20 protein-coding genes are annotated in these 26109 nt (G+C 72.9%); 6 read left to right on the forward strand and 14 right to left on the reverse strand.

All coding sequences use genetic code 11. The features are described 5' to 3' along the window. A partial coding sequence (locus tag BGO91_RS05005) for an IPT/TIG domain-containing protein (protein WP_290471771.1) occupies positions 1-2884 on the reverse strand: 2884 nt, incomplete at its 3' end. A 116-nt stretch (positions 2885-3000) separates the two neighbouring features. Then, positions 3001-5502: a LuxR C-terminal-related transcriptional regulator gene (locus BGO91_RS05010; RefSeq protein WP_290471772.1), complete on the reverse strand. Its 2502-nt coding sequence runs from the start codon at positions 5500-5502 to the stop codon at positions 3001-3003. A 224-nt stretch (positions 5503-5726) separates the two neighbouring features. Between BGO91_RS05010 and BGO91_RS05015 the strand changes: the two genes are divergently transcribed. Beyond that, complete coding sequence (locus BGO91_RS05015) at positions 5727-6563, forward strand: siderophore-interacting protein (RefSeq protein ID WP_290471773.1); 837 nt, start codon at positions 5727-5729, stop codon at positions 6561-6563. Positions 6564-6582: 19 nt separating this feature from the next. On the opposite strand, the gene BGO91_RS05020 is transcribed toward BGO91_RS05015, so the two are convergent. Continuing rightward, entirely contained in the window at positions 6583-8325 is a 1743-nt protein-coding gene (locus BGO91_RS05020; protein ID WP_290471774.1) for an oleate hydratase, read from the reverse strand. 362 nt (positions 8326-8687) lie between these two features. Here BGO91_RS05020 and BGO91_RS05025 point away from each other — a divergent pair, with 362 nt between their 5' ends. The 3 genes from BGO91_RS05025 (at position 8688) to BGO91_RS05035 (ending at position 11907) form a co-directional block, all read left to right on the forward strand. Then, entirely contained in the window at positions 8688-9416 is a 729-nt protein-coding gene (locus BGO91_RS05025; RefSeq protein WP_290471775.1) for a cohesin domain-containing protein, read from the forward strand. Continuing rightward, on the forward strand, positions 9413-11299 hold the full coding sequence (locus tag BGO91_RS05030; RefSeq protein ID WP_290471776.1) for an amidase family protein: 1887 nt from the start codon (positions 9413-9415) through the stop codon (positions 11297-11299). Before BGO91_RS05025 ends, BGO91_RS05030 begins: the two co-directional genes overlap by 4 nt. 134 nt (positions 11300-11433) lie before the next feature. Continuing rightward, positions 11434-11907, forward strand: a complete 474-nt coding sequence (locus BGO91_RS05035; protein ID WP_290471777.1) for a hypothetical protein — start codon at positions 11434-11436, stop codon at positions 11905-11907. 10 nt (positions 11908-11917) lie between these two features. Here BGO91_RS05035 and BGO91_RS05040 read toward each other — a convergent pair whose 3' ends face one another. Beyond that, on the reverse strand, positions 11918-12406 hold the full coding sequence (locus BGO91_RS05040; RefSeq protein WP_290471778.1) for a DUF805 domain-containing protein: 489 nt from the start codon (positions 12404-12406) through the stop codon (positions 11918-11920). A gap of 215 nt (positions 12407-12621) precedes the next feature. Between BGO91_RS05040 and BGO91_RS05045 the strand changes: the two genes are divergently transcribed. After that, entirely contained in the window at positions 12622-13191 is a 570-nt protein-coding gene (locus BGO91_RS05045) for a ScbR family autoregulator-binding transcription factor (RefSeq protein ID WP_290471779.1), read from the forward strand. Between the two features lie 27 nt (positions 13192-13218). Here the strand turns inward: BGO91_RS05045 and BGO91_RS05050 are convergent, their stop codons facing one another. The 3 genes from BGO91_RS05050 to BGO91_RS05060 form a co-directional block, all read right to left on the reverse strand. Then, positions 13219-14547, reverse strand: a complete 1329-nt coding sequence (locus tag BGO91_RS05050) for an MFS transporter (RefSeq protein ID WP_290471780.1) — start codon at positions 14545-14547, stop codon at positions 13219-13221. Then, positions 14544-15053 carry a MarR family transcriptional regulator gene (locus BGO91_RS05055; protein ID WP_290471781.1) on the reverse strand — a complete coding sequence of 170 codons (510 nt, stop codon included), beginning with the start codon at positions 15051-15053 and terminating at the stop codon, positions 14544-14546. The genes BGO91_RS05050 and BGO91_RS05055 overlap by 4 nt, the downstream gene beginning before the upstream one ends. Positions 15054-15117: 64 nt before the next feature. Beyond that, the gene (locus tag BGO91_RS05060) at positions 15118-15993 is read right to left on the reverse strand and encodes a LysR substrate-binding domain-containing protein (protein WP_039923724.1); all 876 of its coding nucleotides are present in this window, start codon (positions 15991-15993) and stop codon (positions 15118-15120) included. A gap of 221 nt (positions 15994-16214) precedes the next feature. On the opposite strand from BGO91_RS05060, the gene BGO91_RS05065 reads away from it, so the two are divergent. After that, on the forward strand, positions 16215-21011 hold the full coding sequence (locus BGO91_RS05065) for an ExeM/NucH family extracellular endonuclease (protein ID WP_290471782.1): 4797 nt from the start codon (positions 16215-16217) through the stop codon (positions 21009-21011). Between the two features lie 131 nt (positions 21012-21142). Here the strand turns inward: BGO91_RS05065 and BGO91_RS05070 are convergent, their stop codons facing one another. The 7 genes from BGO91_RS05070 to BGO91_RS05100 all read right to left on the reverse strand — a co-directional run bounded on the left by BGO91_RS05070 (position 21143) and on the right by BGO91_RS05100 (position 26095). Beyond that, positions 21143-21430 (reverse strand): DUF2470 domain-containing protein, encoded by a 288-nt coding sequence (locus BGO91_RS05070; protein ID WP_290471783.1) that lies wholly within the window; start codon positions 21428-21430, stop codon positions 21143-21145. A 94-nt stretch (positions 21431-21524) separates the two neighbouring features. Continuing rightward, positions 21525-21839, reverse strand: a complete 315-nt coding sequence (locus BGO91_RS05075) for a CHY zinc finger protein (RefSeq protein ID WP_290471784.1) — start codon at positions 21837-21839, stop codon at positions 21525-21527. Further along, positions 21836-22432, reverse strand: a complete 597-nt coding sequence (locus BGO91_RS05080; RefSeq protein WP_290471785.1) for a CbiQ family ECF transporter T component — start codon at positions 22430-22432, stop codon at positions 21836-21838. The genes BGO91_RS05075 and BGO91_RS05080 overlap by 4 nt, the downstream gene beginning before the upstream one ends. 7 nt (positions 22433-22439) lie before the next feature. Beyond that, positions 22440-23129 carry an ABC transporter ATP-binding protein gene (locus tag BGO91_RS05085; protein ID WP_290471786.1) on the reverse strand — a complete coding sequence of 230 codons (690 nt, stop codon included), beginning with the start codon at positions 23127-23129 and terminating at the stop codon, positions 22440-22442. Beyond that, positions 23126-24319, reverse strand: coding sequence for a thiolase family protein (locus tag BGO91_RS05090; protein ID WP_290471787.1), 1194 nt, complete (start codon positions 24317-24319; stop codon positions 23126-23128). Before BGO91_RS05090 ends, BGO91_RS05085 begins: the two co-directional genes overlap by 4 nt. Next, on the reverse strand, positions 24312-25457 hold the full coding sequence (locus tag BGO91_RS05095) for a fatty acid--CoA ligase family protein (RefSeq protein ID WP_290471788.1): 1146 nt from the start codon (positions 25455-25457) through the stop codon (positions 24312-24314). The genes BGO91_RS05090 and BGO91_RS05095 overlap by 8 nt, the downstream gene beginning before the upstream one ends. Next, positions 25454-26095: a biotin transporter BioY gene (locus tag BGO91_RS05100; RefSeq protein ID WP_290471789.1), complete on the reverse strand. Its 642-nt coding sequence runs from the start codon at positions 26093-26095 to the stop codon at positions 25454-25456. The genes BGO91_RS05095 and BGO91_RS05100 overlap by 4 nt, the downstream gene beginning before the upstream one ends. Positions 26096-26109: the final 14 nt, after the last annotated feature.

A 26109-nucleotide genomic window follows, 5' to 3' on the forward strand; every position in this document is an offset into this window, starting at 1 on the left:
TGGTGTCGTTCACCACGGTGAAGGCCGTCCCCGCGTCCCCGCCGAAGGTCACGCCGGTCGCCCCCGTGAAGTTCGTCCCGGTGACCGTCACCTCTGTGCCGCCCGTCTCCGGTCCGCTGGTCGGTGCGACCGAGCTGATGGTCGGGATCGGGTCGAACGTGAAGGCGCCGGGGGCGGACTCGCCGTTGGGGCTCTGCACGATCACGTCGGACGGGCCGGCGGCGTGCGCCGGCGTCGTGACGGTGATGGTGTTCGGGTCGACGACGGTGAAGGCCGTGCCCGCGATGCCGTCGAACGTCACGCCGGTCGCGCCGGTGAAGCCGCTGCCGGTGATGGTGACGGCGGTGCCGCCGGTCTCGGGGCCGTGATCGGGCGTGATCGTGCCGATCGCCGGCGGACCGACCACCGGGGTGAACGTGAAGCCGCCCGGTGCGGAGGGCCCGGCCGGCGTGGTCACGACCACGTCGACGGCGCCGGGCGCGTGGCCCGGGGTGGTGACGGTGATCGTCGTGTCGTCCACGACGGTCACGTTCGCGCCCGGGGTGCCCCCGAAGGTGACGCCCGTCGCTCCCGTGAAGCCGCTGCCGGTGATGGTGACGGCGGTGCCGCCGGTCTCCGGCCCGCTGGCGGGCGTCACCGAGGTGATGACGGGCAGCGGGAGGTAGGTGAACGTCCCCGGAGCGGAGTTCCCGATCGGGTGCTGGATCACGACGTCCACGGGTCCCTGCGCGTGGGCGGGGGTCGCGACGGTGATGGTGGTGTCGTTCGTCACGCTGAATCCGACGCCGGGCGTCCCGTCGAAGGTCACGCCGGTCGCTCCGGTGAAGCCGGTGCCGGTGATGGTGACGGGGGTGCCGCCGGTCACCGGGCCGCTCGGCGGGGTGATCGACGAGATGGCCGGCAGCGCCACGAAGGTGAAGGTGCCGGGGCCGGAGTCGCCGTTGGGGCTCTGCACGACGACGTCCGTCGCCCCGGGCGCGTGCGCCGGGGTGGTGGCCGTGATCGTGGTGTCGTTCACGACGGTGAACGCGGTGCCGGCGGTGCCGCCGAAGGTCACTCCCGTCCCTCCGGTGAAGCCGGTGCCGGTGATGGTGACCGCCGTCCCTCCGGTCTCGGGACCACTGGTCGGAGTGAGGGAGGTGACGGTCGGCGCGGCCAGGAAGGTGAAGGTGCCGGGGCCCGAGTCGCCGTTCGGCCCCGTGACGACGACGTCCGTCGCTCCCGGTGCGTGCGCCGGGGTGGTCACGGTGATGGTCGTGTCGTCGACGACCGTGAAGGCCGTGCCGGGCGTGCCGCCGAAGGTGACCCCGGTGGTGCCGGTGAACCCGCTACCGGTGATCGTCACCGGTGTCCCGCCGGTCGCCGGACCGCTGGTCGGGGTGAGCGAGCCGAGGACCGGCGGGACGGCCAGCGCGTTCGGCCCGACGGTGGCGTTCGCGACGTTGAGCGTCAGTGCCTGGGTGCCGGGGAGCACGGAGGCGCGCAGTGCGGTCTCGGTGAACACCCCGCCCGCGGTGGACTGGTTGTTGGCGGTGAGCGAGACGACGCCGTTGAGCACGGGCGCGATCGCCGGGACCAGTGTCGCGGTCACGGGTGCGAGCACCGAGGTGCCGAGCGTGGTGATCGCCGTCCCGATGCCGCCCAACGGGCCGAGCAGGGCGCTGAGCACGGTGCTGAGCGGCAGGCCGAGGGCGATGCCGGCGACGCTGATGCCGCTCGTGTTGCCCGCCAGGAGCTGCCCGATCGACTCGTTCACGTTGATGACGGGGAGGCCGAGGGCGCTCACCTGCGCGGTGACCGTGAGGGCGTTCGTCGTGTTCGTGAGCACCGTCTGCACGCGCGAGACCAGCGAGCCCAGCAGACCGCTGACGCTGGTCTCGATGCCGGTGAGCGTGGCGGCGCTGAGCAGGTTGGTGTTCGGCGCCAGTCCCTCGAGCGTGGTGATCGCGCCGAGATCGACGGAGACGTCACCCGTTCCGAGGTCGATGCTCACACCGGGGTAGGCCGGGTCGGTGAGCGTCCCGGTCAGCAGCGGCGCGACCGCGGCCTGCAGGTTCGACGCGGTCACGGATGCCGTCGTGCTGAGGACGGGCCCGAGGTTGATCAGGTTGAGGGCCTGTGCGAGCGTGCCGCCCGATCCGGCGAGGCCGTTGACGACCGTCTGCACGTTCCCGACCTGCGTGTTGATCGCCGCGGTGAGTCCCGCGACCGTCGCGCTGTGGAAGGTCAGGCCCGTTCCGGCGAGCGAGTAGGAGCCGGTCGGCGCGCCGGGCGCCGTCTGGGCGGCGCGCGCTCCGGTGACGCCGACCGAGAGGTCGAGCTGGGCCAGTTCGTTCAGGGTCGCCGTCGGCAGCCCGAGCGACGAGACCGCCTGCGCCAGGTTGACGTGCAGCGGTCCCGGGGCGATCCCGGGCTTGGGGGTGATGCCGGTGCCGATGTCGCCGCTCGCCGAGGTGAGGCCGGAGGCGCCGACGGACGTGCCGTTCTGGAGGGCGGACGCGTACTGCGAGACGACGCCCGCGCCGCCGAGGTTCAGCGGGATCTGGATGCCGCCCGGCGCCGCGATGTTCACGACCCCGAGCACGCCGACGTCGAGGTTGTTCGCGTTCGTCTGGTCGGCTGTCCCGTTGCTGGTGGCCGCCTCCCCGCCGAGCGAGGCGACGAGGCCGGCGTCCAGGCCGATGAGCGTGCCGCTGAGGTACTGCCCGGTCGCGTTCGAGGTGTCCCCGGGGGCGGCCTGGGCCGGGATGGCCCAGAGGCCGGCGCCCGCGAGCGTCAGCGCGACGGCCGCACCGGCCGCGGTCGTGCCGAGCAGCCTGCGGCCTCCCTTCCTCCTCTCGCGCGCTCTGCGTGCTCCATTGCCGACGTCGAGACCGATTGCCACGATGCATACCCCCAGCGAGATTGAGAGACCTTCCTCGGATGCTCTCTGGGGGGAGGGGATGTGCCAATCGCCCGGAACGGGTGATCTCGGGGGAGGCGGCGCGCGGGCCGCGCGGATCAGAGCAGGCCGAGGGCGCGCGCGTTGTCGACGGCGTGCGCGCGATCGCGGGCGTCGAGCTTGGCGTAGATGGAGCGCAGGTGCGTCTTCACCGTGTTGGCGCTGACGCTGTGCTTGGCGGCGATCTGCCCGATGCTCTGGTGCAGCGGCAGCTCGCGCAGGAGTTCGCGCTCCTTCGCCGTGAGCATGGGGGAGTTCTCCGGTCCGTCGACCCGGTCGTCGAGGGCGCCCGTGACGGCCAGCACGGAGCGGGCGAACTCCTCGTGCTCGCCGAAACCGCCGATCCGGTCGGAGACCAGGCGGGCGAACGCGCCGCCGCGGGCCAGGAACGGGCGGCGGGTGTCGGTCCGCGCGGCGATGGCCAGCGCCTCCATCAGGCGCGCCTGCGCGAGGTCCTCGCGGCCGCGGTCGGCGGCGTGCTCGGCCAGCAGCAGCCAGCCGAAGACGATGTTGCTGCCGTGCCAGGCTGGGGCCCCGGTGCGCAGCAGGAGCTCCAGCGTGCCGTCGTCCGCGTCCTGGGTCACGGTGCCCTCGCGCACGATCGACCCGCCGAGCGCCGCCTCGATCGAGCGACTGCTGAGCAGCTCCTCCACCGTGTCCACCAGATCCCTGACGGCCGCGCGCCCGCGGTAGTGCATGGTCAGGTCGAGGAAACGGAAGGCCCCGATCGCGATGGTGCGCGGGTTGCGTCGCACGGCCACCGAGAAGAGGTGCTCCATCTGCTCGAAGACCGAGCGCGTGTCCTTCTCTTCGTCCAGCCGGAAGAGGAGGTGGAGCGCGCGCGGGGCGACGACATCGCCGGTGTCGAGGCCGCGCCAGCGCGCCTGCACGATGTCGGCGACGTGCGCCGACCGGAACGGCTCGCACGACTGGTAGGCGGCGGACGCGGCGCGCAGCAGGGCGCTCGCGGCGACGATGCTGTCGGTCCGCGGCTCGGCTCCGGCCAGCCCGGCGATCCGGCGCTCGAAGAGGTGAACGAGGGGCCACGACCGCTGCGCCGCCGCGGCTCCGGCGGCGAGTTCGAGGCAGAGCATCTGGAGCCAGGGCAGCGCCGTCTCCTCGGCGCTCGCCGCCGCTCCCTCCGCGACCGTGAGCGCCTCGGCGACGTTCCCCGAGCGCAGGAGCAGGGAGGCGCGCGCCGCCTCGGCGAAGATGCGGGCGTCGAGCACGGCCAGCGCCCCGCCGTCGCCCGCCGGCCGGCGCAGGGAGAGGCGGACCGCGTTCTCGATGCGGGTGAGGGCGCGGTCGCGGGCCTGCTGCCCGTCCCCGTCGGTGCGGAGGCCGAGGATGCTCGCCAGCACGAGCTCGGACTCCGGTGAGCGGGCGGCCTCCTCCTCTGCGAGGGCGAGGAAGTGGTCCGTCCGCACCGAGTCGAAACGGGTGGGGGAGGTGACGAGCGCGGCGAGCAGGCCGGTCGTGCCCGACACGACGCCGCGGTCCTCCAGCGCGGCGAGCGCGTCGCGGACCGGCCCCGTGTCCCCGGAGAACACCATCCCGAGGCCGTGGCGCCGCAGGATCTCCTCGACGAGGTCGGTGGAGCGCGCGGCGACGGCGTGGGCGAGGCCTTCGTGCACGTTGCCGCCCTCGAGGTACCAGCGGGCCGCCGTGCGGCGCAGGTCGTCCAGCCGCCGTGCGTCCCGCCGGGTCAGCTCCGTGAGGAGCGTGCGGCGCAGGGACTCGTCGAAGCGGTACTCGTTGCCTTCCTCGCCGCCGTCGATGCGCTGCAGCAGATCGTTGCCGTCGCGCAGCCGCTCCACGGTGGCGCCGGCGTCGGGATGACCGGTGAGTTCCGCCGCCAGGCCGACGCCGAACGACGGGACGGCGGCCAGCGCGAGCAGCAGGTCGGCATCGTCGGGGTCGAGCGTCGCGAGCAGCGCGCCGACGAAGTACTCGTCCGGGCTGACGGGGGAGTGGGCGAGCCGGTGGATCGCCTCACGGGGGTCCACCGTGCGGGCGAGCGCGGCGACCGCCAGGGTGAGGGTCATCGCCCGGCCGCCCGTGCGGTCGAGCAGCTCGAACACGTCCTGCGGCGGCAGCAGCACGCCGGCCGCGCGCAGCAGCTCGTCCGCCTCGCGCTGCCCGAAGGCCAGATCGGCGACGCCGACCATGATGAGGGCGCGCTCGGGCGCGAGGGAGTCGAGCGCGACGGGCTGCGAACGCCCGCTGAGCACGATCGCGCTCCCGGCGCCGGCGACCGCCTCCTGCAGCAGCTCGCGGTCGCTGTGGCTGCTGATGCGCTCGATGCCGTCGATCACCGTGGTGGCGCCCGTGCGCTGCCCGCGGATCGCGTCCAGCCGGTCGCGCCAGTCGCCGCCGGTCGAGCCCACCGACCGGAGCGCGTCGCCCTCGACCTCCACCAGCACGCGGTCCCGCGGTTCGAGGTCGCACCAGGCGCGCAGCAGGGAGGTCTTGCCCGTGCCGCCCGAGGCCACGATCGAGACGACCGCCGCGCGTCCCTCGCCCTCGTCGAGGACCCGGCGGAGACCTCGCCGATCCACCACGGCCGCACCGCTAGGCGTCATCGCGCATCCCGAATCCGATCATCCGCATCCCCCGACGAAAGAACGCCGTGCAAACAGACCACGTGCTATGGATGCTAAGCGCGCATTACGGATGGGTCCATCACCCCCTACGGGTGATACGACGAGTACACCCTTAGTTGTATTAGGTTAGCCTTACCTAAATATGTAGGCTTTTCCGTGACCCGTCTTGGAGGGACAAACCCATGGCTCGCACCAATATGCAGTCCACCCGCGTCAAGCCGGAACGCTCGGAACTGCTGGTGCTGCACGTGCTCCGACGGGAGCGGATCTCCTCCGGCTTCGCCCGGGTCACCCTCGGCGGCGGAGACATCGCGGGCTTCGCTCCGCTCGGCTCCGACCAGTGGTTCCGGCTCTTCCTCCCGGTCGGCGGCGACGAGGAGGCGCTCAGCCGGCTTCCAGCGAAGCTCGACACCCTCGCCTTCGCGCGCTACCTGACGATGTCGAAGGCCGTCCGCCCGGTGCTCCGCAACTACTCGGTGCGCGCCTATCGGCCGGAGGGTTCGAGCGGCCCGGAGCTCGACGTCGACTTCGTGCTCCACGGGTCCGCGGCGGACGGCACCAGCGGCCCCGCCGCCACGTGGGCCGAGACCTGCGCGGTCGGCGACGCCGTCGCGATCATCGACGAGGGCATCTCGTTCGTGCCGGCGCCCGGCGTCGCGCAGGTCCGGCTGGTCGCCGACGAGACCGGCGTGCCGGCCGCCGCGAACATCCTCGCGTCGCTCGATGCCGGGATGCGCGGCATCGCCGTCCTCGAGGTCCCGCACGCCGACGACGCGCAGGAGCTGGCGGCACCCGCCGGGGTCGAGGTCGTCTGGGTCGTCCGCGAGGACGCCCACGCGGTCCCGGGGGTCGCCGCGGGCACCCGCGCGCGGCTCCTCCCGCCGCCGGGCGAGCGCTTCGCCGGCTGGGCCGTCGGCGAGTCGGCCCTCGCGACCGCGATGCGGCGGCACTGGATCGCCGCGGGCGTGGCGAAGGAGGACATCCTCTTCTGCGGGTACTGGAAAGCGGGGCGGCGGTAGTCCGCCGCCCCGCTCCGGGTCAGATGACCTCGTACTCCTCGAGCAGGCGCCCGATCTCCGTGCGCTCCACGAACCGCTTCGCGAAGCCGGGGATGGGGAGCTTCTTGCCGTCGCGCAGGTATCGCGTCGACTTGATGAGCTCGCGCACGTCGTAGACCGAGCCGAACACCTCCGGCACCCCGCGCTCGACGTCGAGGAGCTGGTAGACCGCCTCCATCGCCGTGCGCACCGAGTACTCGGTGGTGAAGATGCAGTCGCGGCTCGACTCGGCGAACTGGCCGATGAAGGCGAAGTTCGTCACGCCCTCCGGCACCACGGCCGGCCGGTCGCCCGCGGTGCGCGGCAGGAAGAACGCGGTGACGAACGGCATCATGCACGGCCGGGTGATCGCGCCGGTGGCGGCGAGCTCGTCGATCTCGTCCAGGGGGACGCCCAGGTGGTAGAGCCACTCCTGGGTGATCTCCTCGCCGGTGCACTCGCGCATCGGCTTCTTCACGTAGTCGCCGGGCACGTCCGTGAACAGCCCGTAGAACCACACGACGGTCTGGTCGTCCGGCTGCTTCGAGAAGTGCGGCTGGCGGTTGACCGTCCAGCTCAGCAGCCACGCGGAGTCCCGCGCGGTGACGATGCCGCCGGTCACGACCTTGCCGCTGCGCGTCGGGCGCTTGGCGATCCGCTCGATGTGGGCCGGGATGCGCTCGTCGAGCGTGGTGATCGACGCGGACTCCCACTGCGACTTCTCCGGGAAGGTGCAGAACTTGTCCGGGTGCCCGAACGACGGATCCTGCGCGGCGATGTTGCGCCAGAGGTGCCAGCTGCCGCCGTCGTGGACCACCGGGTCCCACTCCGCCTTCGTGTGGTGGTCGCCCCAGCGCGAGTTCTCGACGAGGGATCCGTTGGTCACGAACACGAGGTCGTCGTCGCCGAGGTCGACGCCGCCCTCCACGCCCTCGCGGATCCACTCGATCCGGCGCGCGGTCTTGCGATCGGGGGCGATGTCGAAGGCGACGTCCATCACCCGGGTGTCGAACTGCACGGTGACGCCGTGCTCGCGCAGCCAGTTGATGAGCGGCAGCACCAGCGACTCGTACTGGTTGTACTTCGTGAACTTGAGGGCGCTGAAGTCCGGCAGGCCGTCGATGTGGTGGATGAACCGCTGCACGTACAGCTTCATCTCCAGAGCGCTGTGCCACTCCTCGAAGGCGAACATGGTGCGCCAGTACAGCCAGAAGTTGGAGGCGAGGAAGTCCGGCCCCATCACCTCGTCGATGCGCTTGTCGTACAGCGCCTCGGGCAGGGCGAGCACGAGGTCGACGAGGTCCTTCGTCGCCTTCTTGTCGAGGGTGAACGTCATCCCGGTCTTGGCGTCCTGGCCGCGGTCGACGGTCGCGCGCTGCAGCGAGTAGTTGGGGTCGTCCTTGTTGAGCCAGTAGAACTCGTCCAGCACCGAGCCGTCGACCTCGAGCGAGGGGATGGAGCGGTACAGGTCCCAGAGGCACTCGAAGTGGTCCTCCATCTCGCGGCCGCCGCGGATCAGCCAGCCGGTCTCCGCGTCGCCGGCTCCGTCGAGGGCGCCGCCGCCGATCGCGGACGCCTCCAGGATCGTGATCCGTTCGCCCGGCACTTGGCCGTCGCGGATCAGGAAGGCGGCGGCCGCGAGCGACGCCAGCCCTCCGCCCACCAGATACGCCGACACCCGCTCCGACCGCTCCGGCTTGCGCGGACGCGCGAACGCTTCGAAATTCCCCTTCGAGTAGTACATGCGGACCTCCCTCTCCGTTCGAGTACTCCAAATAACTTGCACAATGGAGTGCAAGTTCGTCTCCATTCTACCGACGGCGCTACCGGAGCGACAGGGGTGACGTGACCGGTGGGAGGACGTGCACGGGGCCGTTCCCACCCTGTGTAACGTCTCAGAAACACGATCGCGCGCTGCCGGAAACAGCGGTTCCGTAACGTCGGCCCTGTCGATGGCGCCGCTTCCTCAGCCGCTGGCCCACCCCCGGAGCCGGCCCTGGACCGTTCGCAGGTCGTGCTCCCCGGCGCCTCGAGTCTCCCCTTCCTCCCCGCTGACGGCGGTCTCGTCGGCGTCCCCTTTCGCCCCCAGAGGAAGGCTCCACCCGAATGCATCAGAACCCCAGGCGACTCGTGCGCCTCCTCGCCGTCGCCGCGGCCTCGCTCGCCGGCCTCGGGCTCGCGGTCGGTGCTGCGGCGCCCGCCGTCGCCGCCCCGGCCGTGGCGGGCGTCTCCGTCTCCGCGCCGGCCACCGCCACCGCCGGCGACACGTTCGACGTCACCGTGACTCTGTCCGGCGCGGCCGACGTGTACGGCTACGAGTCCGTGCTCGCCTTCGACCCGGCGGTCGCCTCCTACGTCGACGGAAGCGCGGTCGTCACCGCGGGCGGCTTCGACTCGGTCCGCACCGGTTCCGGCACCGTCGATCTCGTCTACACCCGGCTCGGCACGTCCCCGGCGCTGTCGGGCGACATCGCCTACACGCTGACCTTCACGGCGACCGCGGCGGGCTCGACGGCGTTCACCGTCCGCTCCCTCTCCCTGGTCGACTCCGCCTCTGCCGTCACCGCATCGACGGACGCGGCGACCAGCCAGGCGGTCGCGATCGCTCCCGCCGCGGTGACCTCGCCGTCCCCGAGCCCGAGCCCGTCGACCGGCGTCTCCGGGGCCGGCAGCAGCGGGACGGGTGGCTCCCTGTCGTCGACCTCGGCCGACGGCCTCGCCTCCACCGGCTCCAACGCCGTGCCGTTCGTGATCGCCGCGCTGGCCCTGCTCGTCGCCGGCGCCGCCGCCGTGCTGTTCACCGTCCGCCGCCGCCGCGCGGGAGACGCCCGATGACCGCCCGCCTGACCCCGAGGAGCACCACCGCCATGCACTCCCGTTCGAAGGGCCGCCGCGCGGCGACCGCCGCCGGCACGCTCGCCGCTCTGGCCGCGCTGGTCGCCACCGGCGTCGTCGTCGCACCCGCCGCCTCCGCCGCGCCGGCCGCCGTCGCACCCACGGCCGCCTTCCTCGCGCCGTACTACACCGCGCACGATCTGACCGGCGACAAGCAGGTGACCACCGCCGACCTGGCCGTGCTGACGAAGCACCTCGGCGAGACCTCCGCCTCCGCCGGCTGGTCCGCCGCGGCCGACATCGACGGGGACGGCACCATCACCGTGAAGGACCTCGTCGCGCTCTCGCAGCGCATGATCTACGACGACGGCCCCTTCCAGCTGGTGGAGGCCTCCGCCCTCGACATGCAGGCCGCGATGAACGCCGGCGTGACCACCTCGGTGAAGATCACCCAGGAGTACCTCGACCGGATCGCCGCCCTCGACCGCACGGTCGTCGACACCGGCACCGGCGGCCGCGCGCTCAACTCGATCATCTCGAAGAACCCGCAGGCGCTGACGATCGCGGCCCAGGCCGACGCCACCCGCGCGCAGAAGGGGATGACGAGCATGCTCCTCGGCGTCCCCATCGCGGTAAAGGACAACTACGACACCGTCGACATGCCCACCACCGGCGGCTGCGGCTGCTGGGACGGCAACCAGACCAGCGACGACGCCACGATGGTGAAGGGCCTCCGCGCGGCGGGCGCCGTCATCCTCGCCAAGGCCAGCCTGGACGAGTTCGCGTACGGCTTCGTCTCGGAGTTCTCCTCGTTCCAGGACCCGGGCAAGACCCTCCTGGTCGCCAGCCCGCTCAACACCACGAAGACGGCGGGCGGGTCGAGCGGCGGAACGGGTGCTGCCATCGCCGCGAACCTGGCGGGCATCGGCTTCGGCACCGACACGGGAGGCTCCATCCGCGTCCCGTCGACCTACAACTCCCTCGTCGGCATCCGCCCGACCGTCGGCCTGACCAGCCGCGACGGCATCATCCCGCTCGCGCTCAGCCAGGACACCGGCGGCCCGATCGCGCGCAGCGTCACCGACGCGGCCGTCGCCCTCGACGCCGTGACGGGAGTGGATGCGGCCGACCCGATCACCGCCGAGCAGACCGGCAAGGTGCCGACGTCGTACACGGCGGCGCTCGACCCGACCGCCCTGAAGGGCAAGCGGATCGGCATCGTCACCTCGATGCTCGGGTCCAACGCGACGGTCGTCCGGCTGTGGGCGGCGGCGAAGGCGACGCTGGAGGCGCAGGGCGCGACCGTCGTCGAGCTGAGCACGGTCCCGGCCGCGTTCACCGCGACGCTCAACGAGGGCAGCGGCAGCACGAACGAGTTCAAGCACGACCTGGACATCTACATCCAGAACCACCTCGCCCCGGTGGTGACCGCCCGCTCGATCACCGACATCCTGGCGACCGGCCGCAACGTCACCTCCCGCAACCCCATCTACACCGCGCGGAACAACGTGACCGATGCGCAGTACCAGGCGTGGGCCGGCCCGACGGGGACGCACACCGCGGCCATCGCGACCGGGACCGCCACCGTCACGCAGCTGATGAACGACAACCAGCTCGACTCGCTGGTCTACCCGAGCGGTTCGCCGTACAACACCATCGGCACGAACATGCGGCTCAGCCCGAACACCGGGATGCCCGCCATCACCGTGCCGATGGGGCAGGCCATCGCGACCGACGGCACCAACCCGATCGTCGGCGCGAACGTCAACCTCGAGTTCCTCGGGCGCGACTACGACGAGAGCGGCATCATCGGGCTGGCGTACGCCTTCGAGCAGGCCACCCACGCCCGCGCGACCGCCTCCCTGTACGGCCCCCTGAAGTAGCCGCACCTCCGCCGCCACATTTGGCCCAAATGTCGGGAATCGCTCCCGCTTTCCCGACATTTGGGCCAAATCTCGTGCTGTGGAATCGCGAGGGCGCGCGTAGCGTTCCCCGTGAGAGACAGCAGGAGGCGACGATGGGCAGCACGACCACCGAGCGCGGCGCGTTCTACGACGGCGTCGCGGCGGAGTTCCGGCAGCACTACACGCGCGGTCCGCGGTTCGTCGCGGTCACGGGCGTCCCGGAGGCGGATGTCGCGGGAGCGGCGGACGCGCTCGCGGACGCTCTGCGCGCCGCGGGGGAGACCGTCGAGCGCGCGAGCGCCGCGGACGGCACCGACGCGGACGCGTTCCGGGCCGAGGTCGTCGCGCCCTTCCGGCAGCGGGAGGGGGTGCTCGTCGTCGACGGGCCCGCTCTGCTCACGCCCGCCTTCCGCGGGTTCTGGAACTTCTCGCTCTGGGTCGAGCACGACCCGGAGCGCAGCCCGGACTGGTCGTTCGTGGCCACCGGGCGCAAGGATCCGCTCGGGGCGCCGCGCGAGGTCGCGTCCGTCCTGCTGGACGACGCGGACCCCGCACGGCCCCGGCGGCTCTTCGCCGACTCCTGCTGAGCCGGAGCGGCTACGCCCGCGGGCGGTCGAAGCGCGCGCCCTCGGGGTTGGAGGGCAGCAGCGTGAAGATGAACACGACGAGGTTCCCGACCGGGACGAACGTCAGGAAGAAGAAGGGCCCGGCGAAGTTGGCGTCGTGCAGCCGGCGCCAGACCAGGGCCAGGTGCGGGACGATCGTCGCGAGGAACCAGACGACGATGAGGATCCCGGCCACCGCGAAGAGCGGGCCGGGGGTGCTGGTCCCGTCGGCGTTGGTGGTGGCGCCGGCGTAGCCGAGCGCGAGCCCCAGCCCTTCGAGGACGACGGTGACGAGGACCGAGAACAGCACCCACCACCAGTACTCGCTGCGGCTCGCGCGGCCGGTGAAGTCCGCGTACTTCGAGAAGAAGCGCTTGATGGCGGCCCCGAACGATGCGCCGTAGAGCGGCGCCCAGAGGGGCACGGCCTGTCCGGCCGTCGGGGCGGGAGGTGCGGGAGGGGCGGGCTGTTCGTACGTCATGTCGATTCCTCTCAGTGGGCGGCACACGAGGAGGATGCCGGCATCCCCCCGCCGCGCGCCCGGCGGGTCGGTGCCGGGCGCCGATAGTCAACCGCATCCCGGGCCCGGAGGGGGATGTGTGACGCGGCGTGTCCGACCCGGCCCCCTGTCCGGGGCGGTACAGTTACCGCCGGGGGGCTGCCGCACGTCCCATCGACCGGAGGATCCCCCGCCTCATGCCACGCCAGGAGCGCGCCGAACGCAGTCGCGCCGAGATCCTCGACGCCGCCGCCGACGAGTTCGACGCCCACGGGTACGCCGGTGCCCGGCTCGACCGGATCATCGAGCGCACGCAGCTGACCAAGGGCGCCGTCTACTTCCACTTCCGCTCCAAGCACGATCTCGCCGAGGCCCTCGTCGCGGAGAAGTACGGCAACTGGCCGGCGGTCATCGCCGAGGTCGCGGACGCCGGCCTCACCGGCATCGCCGCCGCGCGCGAGGTGACCCGCCGCGTGGCCGCCGTGTTCGCGACCGACGCGCACGTGCGGGCCGCCATGAAGCTCACCCAGACGATCCTGCCGCCGGCTCCGGCCGACGACCCCTACGTCCGCTGGGTGACGTTGATCGCCGGCTACCTCGCCGAGGCCGTGCGCGCCGGCGACCTGCCGGCCGGCTCGGACCCGGAGGCGCTCGCCACCGTCGCGGTGCAGGCGTTCTTCGGCGCGTACATGATCGCCGACGAGCGCGGGCGCCTCGACGGCCTGGTGGCGGACGCGGACCGGCTCTGGGACGTCATCGCCGGCTGAGCCGCCGCTGCAGCGTTCCCGGCCGCGTCAGGCGCCCGTTCCCGGGAGCAGGCCCGCCTCCCGGTCGACTTCGGTCAGATCGGGCTCGATCGGCACGTCGGGCATCCGGTAGGCGCGCAGCGGCCGGTTGACGGCGCCGATGACCAGCACGGCCGCGGTCGCCGTGAGGCCGCCGACGGCGAGGGCGATCGGGGCGCCCAGCAGGCCGCCGAGCACGCCGCCGCGGAAGTTGCCGATCTGCGGGCACGCGACGCCGATCACGTGCTCCACCGCCGAGACCCGCCCCCGGAACCCGTCGGGCGTCTCCAGCTGCACCAGCGCTCCGCGGGTGACCACCGAGACGGTGTCGGCCGCCCCGGCCACGGCGAGGCAGGCGAGCGCGAGCCAGAGCGGCCCGGCGAGCCCGAAGCCGGCGAGGGCGACGCCCCACACGGAGGCGGCGGCGAGCTGCAGCATCCCGGACCGTCGCGCACGCGTCACCGTGCCCGAGAGCGCACCGGCGAGGATGCCGCCGACCGCGATCGCGGAGAGGAACAGTCCCAGCGTGCGCGGGTCGCCGCCGAAGCGCTCCTCGTTCACCAGTGGGAAGAGCGCGATCGGCATGGCGAGCACGGTCGCGGCGAGGTCGACCGCGAACGCTCCCCACAGCGTCGGGCGCCGGAGCACGTGCATCCACGCCCCTCGCTCGGCGGCGGGGCTGCGGCGGGCGGTCGCCGCTGCGGCCGCCCCCGTCCCGGCCGCCCCCGGTGCGCGCTGCGGCGGGATCGCCGGGAGGGCGAGCAGGCACAGCAGCGAGATCCCGATCGCGACCGCCTCGGCGGAGTACGCCACCGGGAGCGACCACGCGACGAGCAGCCCGCCGAGCGCCGGACCGGCGAGCATCGACCCCTGGAAGGCCAGGTTCTGCAGCGCGAGCCCGGCCGCGACCTCGCCGGCGGGGAGCAGGCGCGGGGGGAGGGTGCGGCGAGCGGGCGCGCCGAAGGCGGCGGCCGCCGACTGCACCGCGATCAGGGCGAGCAGGAGGGGCACGGAGCCGAGCCCGAGAGCGGCCTGCGCCGTCAGCGCGAGAGCGGCGACAGCCTGGCCCGCGGTGCTGAGCCGCACGATCGTGCGCCGGTCGAACCGGTCGGCGAGGCTGCCGCCCAGCGGGCCGAGGGCGAGCATGGCGACGCCGCTCGCGAGACCCAGCGTCCCGGTCCAGACCGGGCTCTTCGTGAGGTCCCACACCTGGGCGAGGGCGGCGACGGAGGCGATCTGGCCGCCGAACCCGGCGAGGGCGGTGCCGGCCCAGAGGGCGAGGAACGCCGGGCTCGACCGCAGCGGTCGCAGATCGGTGACGTGGGAGCGCAGGCTCACGCGGGCACCGGCGGGTCCGGCTCGACGAGGTGGGCGTCGAGGCGGTCGGCCATCGACCGGGCGTCGACGGCGCGCTCCAGCTCCGCCACCACCGAGGAGAGCCTGACCGAGGTCTCGTCGTCGAGCTCGGCGATGGCGGCGTCGGTGGCGCGCCACTCCGCCTCCAGCAGCGGGACGATCTCGCGGCCGCGGTCGGTGAGGCTGATCACACGCGTGCGCGCGTCGGGGCCCGGCTCGGTCGTCACGAAACCGGCCTGGCGCATCCCGGCGACCGTCTGACTCACGGCGGAGTGCGTGCGCTCGAGGGAGGCGGCCAGCTCGCGGATCGTCAGCGGTCCCTCGTGGGCGAGGCGCATCATCGGCCGGGCGAAACGCGAGCGCATCCCCGTCACTCCGCGGCGTGCGTAGAGGCCGTCGATGTCGTCGTCGAGGCGGCGCAGCAGGGCGAAGAGCGCGTCCCAGCGGGCGGGAAGGCGGGTGGGGTCGCCGGAGGAGGAATTCGTCACAGTGCTGTTATAACAGTGCTGTTGCATTTAAGCAAAGAAGGACGACGACCTCCCGCCGGGCCGATCACTCCAGCGGGCCGAGCTCCTCGCGCACGAACCGCGCGAACTGCGCCGCCGCGGCCGACTCCGACCGCGTGCGGTTGCGAGCCAGGCCGATGACGCGGGTCGCCTCGTCCGTCAGCGGCACCGCCACGAGCCCGGGCTCCGCCGGGGTGTCCGGGATGAGCGCGACGCCGACTCCGTCGCGCACGAGCGCCCGCAGCGTCGCCAGCTCGGTCACCTCGATCACCGGCGCCATCACGACGCCGTGGGCCGAGAAGTAGGCGTCCGCGATGTGCCGCAGACCCGATCCGGGCCGCAGCGAGACGAGTTCGTACGGGGCGAGGTCGTCGACGGTCACGTGCTCGCGCTCGGCGAGAGGATGCCCGAGCGGCACGCCCAGCACCAGCCGCTCGGCCGTGAGCGGGTGCCAGTCGATCTCGGGGTCGCGCGGGTCGGGGCTGAGGAACGCGACGTCCGCCGATCCCTCCCGCAGTGCGTCGAGCACGGTGTCGGCGGTGCCGCCGCGCAGCACGAACCGGATGTCGGGGAACAGTGCCCGGTACTCGCTCACCACGCGCGGGATGAGCCAGCCGCCGAACGACGACACGTACGCGATCGACACGATCCCCGCCGCCGGGTCGCGCAGGGCGGCGATGCGGGCGCGGGCGTTCTCGAGCTCCATCTCGGCGCGCGCCGCGTGCGCGAGCAGGATCTCCCCGTACTGGTTGAGCTCCAGATGGCCGCGTCGGCGGTCGAGCAGCTCGACGCCGGCCTCGGCCTCCAGCCGCGCCAGCGAACGCGAGAGGGTCGACTGCGAGACGCCCAGGGACTGCGCCGCGAGCGCCAGGTGCCCTTCGGCCGCCAGCGCCCGGAAGTGGGCGATCTCGTCGATCCGCATGTGACCCATCATGACGTACGCGCGCCGATCCGGCCCGGCACGGGCCTCCGGAGGGCGGTCATCCTGTCACGCGAAGGGGGTTAGCCGCGCAGGTCTGCTCAAATGAGCGGTCTACCCCCGAACGAGTTTTCTGTACGTTCACACAAGAGACAGAGTCCCGACGATCGCGGTTCCTACTCTGACCGTCGGATCCATCCCACTTCCACCGACCAGGGAGAGCAATGTCAATCAGGAACGGCAGGGTGTGGCGCAGCGCCGCGGCCGCGATCGTAGGGGCCGGGCTCGCAGCCGGCGCCCTCGTCGCGACGCCGGCGTACGCCAGCACCGACGGCACCGGAGTCGTCATCAACGAGGCCTATCTCAGCGGCGGCAGCGCCGGCGCGGCCTACGCGAACAAGTTCGTCGAGCTGTACAACCCGAGCGACGCGCCCGTCGCCCTCACCGGCTGGAGCGTGCAGTACCGCTCCGCGACCAGCACCGGTGCGGCGAACGGCGTGGTCCCGCTCACCGGCTCGATCGCCGCGAAGGGCTACTACCTCGTCGCGGGAGGCTCGAACGGCACGAACGGCGCCGCCCTCCCGACGCCCGACGCCGCGAGCAACGCGCTGAACCCCAGCGGCACCACCGGCACCCTCATCCTGTCCAGCTCCGCCTCCGCCCTCACCCTGCCCGCGGGCTCCGTGACGAGCGCGCCCGGTGTCGTCGACCTCGTCGGCTACGGCACGTCGAACACGTTCGAGAAGGCCAAGGCGCCCGCGCCGACCGCCAACACGGACGTCAAGTCGCTGAACCGCACCTCCTTCACCGACACGGACGACAACAGCGCCGACATCACCCTGAGCGGCACGATCACCCCGCAGAACTCGGCGACCACGCCGGGCGGCGGGACGACCGACCCCGGGGAGGGCACCGACCCCGGCACCGGGACGGACCCGGGTCCGCCGGGCGACGCGATCGCCATCTCCGAGATCCAGGGAACCGGTGACACCAGCCCGAAGGCCGGCCAGACCGTCACCACCGTCGGCGTCGTCACAGCGCAGTACGCCACCGGCGGCTTCAACGGGTTCTACATCCAGACCCCCGGCACGGGCGGCGCGGTCGACCTCGCCACCCACACCGCCTCCGACGCCGTCTTCGTCTACGGCTCGTCGTACGCCGCCTCCGTCGCCGCGGGCGACTACGTGCGGGTGACCGGAGCCGTCAGCGAGTTCAACGGCCTCACCGAGCTCACCGCCTCGAAGGTCGACAAGCTCGACGCGAGCACGGTCACCGCTCCCGCCCCCGCCACCGTCGGCCTTCCGGCCACGGATGCGCAGCGCGAGAGCCTCGAGGGGATGCTGATCGCACCGCAGGGCGCGTTCACCGTCACCGACACCTACTCCACGAACCAGTACGGCGAGATCGGCCTCGCGGCCGGCGACACCCCGCTGCTGCAGCCGACCGACGTCGCACGACCCGGCACCGCCGAGTACTCGGCCGCGGTCGCCGACGTGAAGGCCCGCGGCGTCATCCTCGACGACGGAGCCTCCACCAACTTCCTCAGCGCGGCCAACAAGTCCAAGCCGCTGCCCTACCTGTCCCTGACGGACCCCGTGCGCGTCGGCGCCCCGGTGACCTTCACGAAGCCGGTCGTCCTCGACTACCGCAACGACGCGTGGAAGTTCCAGCCGACCGCCGAGCTGACCCCTGCCACGGCCGCAGCGGTGCAGCCGGCGACCTTCGCGAACACCCGCACGGCCTCCCCGGCCGACGTCGGCGGCGACCTCAAGCTCGCCACCTTCAACGTCCTGAACTACTTCACGACGACGGGCGACCAGCTCAGCGGCTGCACGTTCTACACCGACCGCGACGGCAACAAGATCACCGTGAACAGCGGATGCGACGCCCGCGGCGCCGCGGACGCGACCAGCCTGAAGCGCCAGCAGGACAAGATCGTCGCCGCGATCAACGGCCTGACCGCCGACGTCGTCTCCCTCGAGGAGATCGAGAACTCGGCCCGCTTCGGCCTCGACCGCGACGACGCGCTGAAGACGCTCGTCGGCGCGCTCAACGCCGCGGCCGGCAGCGAGGTCTGGGCGTACGTGAAGTCGCCGTCGACCCTGCCGTCCTCCGAGGACGTCATCCGCACCGCCTTCATCTACAAGAAGGCCGTCGCGGAGCCCGTCGGCGCCTCCCGCATCCTCGACGACGCGGCGTTCACGAACGCCCGGCAGCCGCTCGCCCAGGCCTTCAAGAAGGTCGGAGCGAAGGACGCGAACGCCTTCATCGCCATCGTGAACCACTTCAAATCGAAGGGCTCCGGAACCGGCGCCGACGCCGACCAGGGCGACGGTCAGGGCGCCTCCAACGCCTCCCGCGTCAAGCAGGCGAAGGCGCTGGTCGCGTTCGCCGCCGAGCGCAAGGCCACGCTCGGCCTCGACAAGGTGCTGCTGATCGGCGACTTCAACGCCTACCTGCAGGAGGACCCGATCACGGTCCTCACCGACGCGGGCTACGTCGACCAGGTCAGCTCCCGCACGAACAAGCACACCTACTCGTTCGGCGGGACCGTCGGCTCCCTCGACCACGTCTTCGCCTCCCCGGCCGCCAACACGGCGATCACCGGCGCGGACGTGTGGAACATCAACTCGGGCGAGTCCATCGCGCTCGAGTACAGCCGGTACAACTACAACGTCACCGACTTCTACGCCGCCGACCCGTACCGGTCGAGCGACCACGACCCGATCGTGGTGGGCCTCGGCCTGACCGCGAAGCCGGTGACGCTCAACCTGCTGAACATCAACGACTTCCACGGGCGCATCGACGCCAACACCGTGAAGTTCGCGGGCACGATCGAGAAGCTGCGCGCGGAGGGCGGCGAGGGCAACACCCTCTTCCTCTCCGACGGCGACAACATCGGCGCCTCCCTGTTCGCCTCGGCCTCGGCCGGTGACATCCCGACCATCGACGTGCTGAACGCGCTGGGCCTCAAGACCAGCGCGGTGGGCAACCACGAGTTCGACAAGGGCTTCTCCGACCTGACCGGTCGCGTGAAGGACGCGGCGGACTTCAGCTACCTCGGCGCGAACGTCTACACCAAGGGCACCAAGAACCCGGCCCTGCCGGAGTACGCGGTGTTCGACGTGAACGGCGTGAAGGTCGGCGTCATCGGCGCGGTCACCCAGGAGACCCCGACCCTCGTCTCGCCGGGCGGCATCTCGTCGCTCGACTTCGGCGACCCGGTGGAGGCGGTCAACCGCGTCGCGGGCGAGCTCACCGACGGCGACCCGTCGAACGGCGAGGCCGATGTGCTCGTGGCCGAGTACCACGAGGGCGCAGGAGCCGGCACGCCGGACGGCGCCACGCTCGAGCAGGAGGTCGCGGCCGGCGGCGCGTTCGCCGACATCGTCACCAAGACGAGCCCGAAGGTGTCCGCCATCTTCACCGGTCACACGCACAAGCAGTACGCGTGGGACGCCCCGGTCCCCGGAGTCGACGGCGCCACCCGCCCCGTCGTCCAGACCGGCAGCTACGGCGAGAACATCGGCCAGGTGACCCTCACGGTCGACCCCGAGACCGACACGGTCACGGGCCACACCCTCCGCAACGTCGCCCGCACCACGGACGCCGACGCGGACCTCGTGGCGGCGTACCCGCGGGTCGCGCAGGTCAAGACGATCGTCGACAAGGCGCTCGCCGCGGCCGACGTCATCGGCAGCCAGAAGATCGGCTCCGTGACGAAGGACATCACCACCGCCTACCTCGGCGGCGCGCGCGACGACCGCTCCAGCGAGTCCACCCTCGGCAACCTCGTCGCGGACTCCCTGCTGTCGACCCTGTCGCCGGCCGAGCTCGGCGGCGCCGAGATCGGCGTCGTGAACCCGGGCGGCCTGCGCGCCGAGCTGCTGTACGGCGCCGACGGCTCCGTCACCTACGCGCAGGCGAACGCCGTCCTGCCGTTCGTGAACAACCTGTGGACCACGAGCCTGACCGGCGCGCAGTTCAAGCAGGCGCTGGAGCAGCAGTGGCAGACGAACGCCGACGGCACCGTGCCGAGCCGGCCGTTCCTCAACCTCGGCCTGTCGAAGAACGTCAGCTACACGTACGACGCGAGCCGCGCGGCGGGCGACCGGATCACGAGCATCCTCGTGAACGGCAAGCCCATCGACCCGGCGAAGTCGTACCGGATCGGCTCGTTCTCGTTCCTGATCCAGGGCGGTGACAACTTCCGTGCCTTCGCGGCCGGGAAGGACACCAAGGACTCCGGTCTCATCGACCGGGACGCCTGGATCAGCTACCTGCAGCAGAACAGCCCGGTGTCGCCGAGCTTCGCCCGCCGTGGCGTCGCCGTCAGCGGCGTGCCGACCGGCACCCTGCAGCCCGGCCAGCAGGTGTCCTTCACCGTGTCGAAGCTGAACCTGACTTCCCTCGGCAGCCCGGCGAACACCTCGCTGACGCTGTCGTGGACGGGCAGCGGCACCAGCCTCGGCAGCGTCCCGGTGGACGCCTCCGGCAGTGCGACCGTCGCGTTCACCGTCCCGGCCGACGCGGCCGGCGCGAGCACGCTCGTGCTGACCGCTCCGGAGTCGGGCACCACCGTCACGGTGGCGCTGACCGTCGCGGACAAACCGGCGGAGAACCCGAAGCCGACGAAGGACCCGAAGGCCGCCAAGGAGTCGGCGCTCACCAAGGCGCTCTTCGGCAGGATCACCCTCGACAAGACCAGCTACAAGGCGGGAGACCCGGTCCAGGTGACCGTGGACACGAAGCTCGCCGGCCAGTGGGTCTCGGTCTGGGTGTACTCCACGCCGAAGAACATCTCGGCCGGATGGGCGAAGGTGCCGGCCGACGGCATCCTGAAGCTCACCCTCCCGACCAAGCTGGACAAGGGCGACCACAAGCTCTCCGTCCAGAACGCGTCGGACGCCGTGGTCGGCTGGAGCGCCTTCCAGGTGAAGTCCTCCGGCGGCGGCTGGTGGGACTGGATCTGCGACCTCGGCTGGCTGTGGGACTGGTTCCACAAGCTGTTCGGCTGGTGACCGGCTGATCTGCTGACCGGCTGATCGCTCCGTGACGCGAACGGAGGGGATCCCCACCATCCCGGTGGGAATCCCCTCCGTTCCTCGCGTTTCCGGGGTCGCGCGGTGCGGATCTCCTCCGCTCCCGACGCTCAGCCGAGGCGGCGGACCGCCTCCTCGTGCAGTGCCACGACCTCCCGGCGCACCTCGGGCCGCTCCGTGATCGGACCGCCCGGCCACGGCACGCGCAGCTCGGCGCTCGATCCGTCCGCCAGCTCCACCCGCCAGTCGCCGCCGTCGCCGTCGAAGCCGGTCATCGTGGCCGACACCGCCTCGGGCCGGCCGAAGGCCCGCACGATCAGGAGGTTGTCCCCGGTGTGGTCCGCGTTCATGTGCCCGAGCACGCCCGCCAGGGTCGCCTCATCGAATCCGTGCGCCATCCCTCCACTCTCGCACACCGTGAGGCGGCACGAATCGCCCGGGAATGCGCCGAGGCGGCAGAGGATTCGCCCTCTCGACGCCGGCGCCGCGCGCTCAGTCGAAGTAGAGGTGGCGGTGGAGTTTGCAGCCGGGGTTGAAGGGCGCGCCGCACGCCGGGCATCCCTCCACCCCGAGGTACGCGTCGATCGTCAGCTCCGCGCCGCACACGCCGCAGAGCACGGCGCGCTCGGCGCCCGAGCCCTCCGGCCAGGGCCGCGCGGGATGGTCGGCGGCCTCCGCGTGGCACAGGTGGCACGGGTAGTACTCGCCGCAGCAGGCGAAGCGGATGGCGATGACATCGAGGTCGGTCCGGTAGTGGATGCAGCGCGTCTCGTCGTCGACCGTCGGGCCGAGCACGCGGGGCCTCATCGCACTCCCCGCGCGGTGAGGGCGTCGCCGAGCTGGTCGGCGTGCTTCAGCGCGACCACCAGGAACGGGACGGCGAACAGGCGGAGGCTGGCCCGCCCGCCGCGCGCCCGCTGCGCTTCCCGCACGTCGTGGGCGAGCCGCGCCAGCACCGGGAGGGTGCTCAGCGTGACCGTCAGGAGGAGCGCGACCCGCTGCGGGTCGATGCGGATCCGCGCGAGCGGCCCCATCCCGCGCTCGATCGCGTCGAGCAGCGCCGTGACCCGCGTCGTCAGCACGAGCAGTGCAGCCAGCACCACGGCGCCGGTGACCCGCGCGGTGTTCGCGACGGCGGCCTCCGTGCCGAGGAAGATCAGCTGCCCGGCGAGCGTCACGACGACCACCCAGCGCACGGCCACGACCTGCCGGCCGAGCTCCGCGATCCCGAGTCCGGAGACGAGGTAGGCGACCACGCACACCGCCGCTGCGGCCGCGGCCGTCCACCACAGGGAGGGCAGGACCGAGACGGCCAGCACCAGCGCCAGCAGCAGCAGGGTCTTCGGCCCGGCCGGCATCCGGTGCAGGAGGCCGTCGCCCGGCCGGTAGAGCGTCACCATCGTCGCATCACCACCGGAGCGCCGCCTCGTACTCGGCGATGATCTCGGAGGGCGCGCCGACACCCGCGACCCGGCCGCCGGCGAACAGCACCGCCACGTCGCAGCGCTCCGCCAGCGCCAGGTCGTGCGTCACGAGCACCAGCCGGTGGCCGTGCTCCTCGGCGAAGAGGTGATCGGCGACGCGGCGCGCGTTGCGGGCGTCGAGGTAAGCGGTCGGCTCGTCCGCGATCACCAGGCCGGGGTTGCGGATGAAGGCGCCGCACAGTGCGAGCAGCTGCTTCTGGCCTCCCGAGAGGTCGTGCGAGGGATGCTCGGCCAGCGCGGTCAGCCCGAACCGGTCGAGCGCGCGCGCGACCCGCTCGGCCGCCTCGGCACGCGATGGCTTCTCGGCCCGCAGCGAGAAGGCGACATCTTCCGCGACGGTCGGCAGCACGATCTGCGCGTCGGGATTGCTGAACACCACCGCGACCTGCCGCCGCAGTTCCGCCGCCTGCCGCACCGGGTCGAGCCCGAGCACGCGGAGCGACCCGCCCGTCGGGGGAGTGAGCCCGCCGAGCAGCCGGGCGAAGGTCGACTTGCCCGACCCGTTCTCGCCGATGACCGCGATCGTGCGCGCATCGAGGTCCAGCGTGACGTCCTGCAGGATGTCCGCGTCGCCGAGGCGCACGGAGACACCGTCGAGCGCGATGTCGCTCATCGGACCACCTCCAGCACCGCCGCCACGCCGAGCCCGCCGCCGACGGAGGCTGCGGCGACGCCGATCGTACCGGCCGCAGCGCCTCCCCGCACGAGCCGGCTGAACAGGCGCACCACACTGACCGCCCCGCTCGCGCCCCACGGGTGGCCGAGCGCGAGCGCCCCGCCGTCGGCGCAGACGCGCGCGTCGTCGTCGGCGATGCCCAGCCGATCGAGCACCGCGAGGCTCTGCGCGGCGAACGCCTCCACGATCTCGAACGCCGCCACATCGTCCGTCCCCAGGCCCGCGCGGTCGAGCGCCGCGAGCACGGCCGGGGCCGCGCCGATCCCCGGGAGGGCCGGGTCGCAGCCCACGATCGCGTGCGCGCGGATCGCCAGGCCCGGGAGGCTGACGCCGTGTCCCAGTCCGCCGCTCCCACCTCCCGGCACCACCACGATCGCCGCGGCCCCGTCGCCGATCCGCGTCGAGGTCCCCGCGGTGAGCGTCCCCTCCGGGAAGAGCGCCGGCAGTCGCGGCAGCAGCCGTTCGGCGCCGCCGATCGCGTCGTCGGCCGTCATCCCGGCGAGCGGGACGAGCTCGCCCGCGAACCGCCCGGCCACGAGGGCCGCCCGCGCGCGGGCGTGACTGCGCGCGGCGTGCGCGTCCTGCCGCGAGCGGGGGATGCCGTCGTGCCGCGCGAGATCCTCCGCGGCCCGCGTCATGTCCGGGTCGGGCCAGCCCTCCGGTGCGAACGCCGCCCGATCGTAGGCGACACCGTCGACCGACCGGACGGGCGCGGTCGAGGCGCTCTCGACCCCACCCGCGACGCGCGGACGCGCATCCCCGGCCCGGATGGCCGTCGCCGCGTCGATCACCGCCGCCAGCCCGCTCCCGCACTGGCGGTCGATGGTGGCGCCGGGCACCCCGGCGCCCAGCCCGGCCGCCAGCGCGGCGACGCGCGCCGGATTGCCGCCGGGACCCATGCAGTTGCCGAGCACGACATCCGCCACGTCGAATGGCGGGCCGTCGTGGGAGGCGGAACCCGAACCCGCGCCGGATCCCGCAGTGACGGTGGAAACGACGCCGCCCGCATCCTCCAGCACCGCCCGGATCACCGGCGCGGCCAGCTCCTCCACCCGCAGCCCGGCGAGGGCGCGCCCGCGCGTCCCGATGGGGGTGCGGCGGGCGGCGACGATCACGGGGTCAGCCAAGGCGCGGCACCTCCCCGGCGGCCGCGCGGCGGGCGGCCTCGGCGCGTGCGGGCTTGCCCGACGCGGTACGGGGCAAGGGAGCGGCGAACCAGTGCCGCGGCCGGTGGGCGGGCGCGAGCTGCGCCTCGGCCGCCGTCCGCAGCGCGGCGAGGCTGGGGCCGTCGCCGGCCTCCGGCTCGATCACCGCGGCCACGAAGGCCCCCACGCGCTCGCGCGGCAGCGCGAACACGACGGCGTCGCGCACTCCCGGCACCGTGCGGAGGACGGCCTCCACCTCTTCCGGCACCACGGTCGCCGAGGCGCTCAGGATGGCGTCGTCCGCCCTCCCGAGCAGCCGCAGCCGGCCGTCGACCAGCTCCGCCCGGTCGCCGACGGAGGCCCAGTCGCCGTCGCGCCGCAGCGGTCCGGCGGCGGAGGCGCCGCCGGCCGAGCCCAGGTAGCCGAGCGCGATGAAGGGCGACCGCACCCACAGCTCGCCGTCCCGCACCTCCAGCTCCACTCCCGGGAACGCGCGCAGCCCGTCGCCGGTGTCGACCGCCACGTACGAGAGCTCGGCGGCGCCGTAGTATGCGGCGACGCGGATGCCCGCGGCCTCGGCGCGCCCACGCAGCGCGGGGTCGAGGTGCGAGCCGCCGACGAGTGCGGCGCGCAGCCGCGGCGGCGCACCGGCGTCGAGCAGCGCCCGCAGCGCGTGCGGCGTGCCGTGGAAGCAGGTCGCCTCCGCGGCGTCGTCCGCGGTGAGCACGTGGTCGCGCGGCAGCACCGGGCGCGGGCCGCCCGCGAGCGCGTGCGCGAACGAGAACAGCGTCAACGACGACGCGGGAGGTGCGGGGAGCGCCACGGCGTCGTCCGCACCCGCGTCGAGCAGCTCCGCGACGGCGGCGAACGAGTCTGCCCAGGATGCGGCGGTGCGCTGCACGATGCGCGGCGCCCCGCTGCTGCCGGAGGTGAGCGTCGCCCAGCCCGCGTCGGGATGCGCCTCCGCACCCTCCGCGACCGATACCAGCGTCGACCACTGCGACTCCGGAGCCCGGTCGTCGCCGACGAGCGGAACGTCACCCGCCGCGCGCACCGCGCCCACCCGGTCGAGCAGCGTGCGCGCCGGCCCGCGCAGAGGGACGATCCGGGGCGACGTCACGGCGCCGGCGTCCCCGCGGCGACGGGCTCGGGGGTGGCGGGCCGGGGCGCCGCCCTCCAGGTCCGGCGGAAGGCCCGCGGGTAGGTCCGGACGAGCGTGGTCACGATCAGCGTCGCGAGCACCGCCTTCACGAGGTCGCCCGGCAGGAACACCAGGCTGGTCAGCGCGGTCTCGCCGAGCGGCAGGCGGGTGACGAGGCTCTGCACCGGGATGCCGACGGCGTAGATCACGAGGATGCCGCCCACGATCATCCCGAGCAGCGTGCGCCACCAGACGGGCTTGCGTGCCGCCGCGTGCACGATCAGCCCGATGACCAGGGCACCGACGATCCAGCCCAGGGCGTATCCGGCCGACGGGCCGAGGAAGACGCCGATGCCGCCGCGACCGCCGGCGAGCAGGGGGAGGCCCGCGGCGACGAGCGCGAGCAGCACCGCCATCGAGAGCGCCCCGAGCCACGGGCCCAGGATGGCGCCGGCGAGCATCACGCCGAGGGTCTGCGCGGTGATCGGCACGCCGCCGAAGAACGTGAAGCCGCCCGGCAGGCCGAGCACGGCCACGATCGCGGCGAACACGGCGACGCGCGCCAGATCGGTCGCGTCGAGACGACGGCGCGGGGCTGGGGTCGGGGCATCGGTCATTGTCGGATCCTCAC

It is taken from the genome of Leifsonia sp. 71-9 (assembly GCF_001898805.1).
GTDB lineage: Bacteria > Actinomycetota > Actinomycetes > Actinomycetales > Microbacteriaceae > Leifsonia.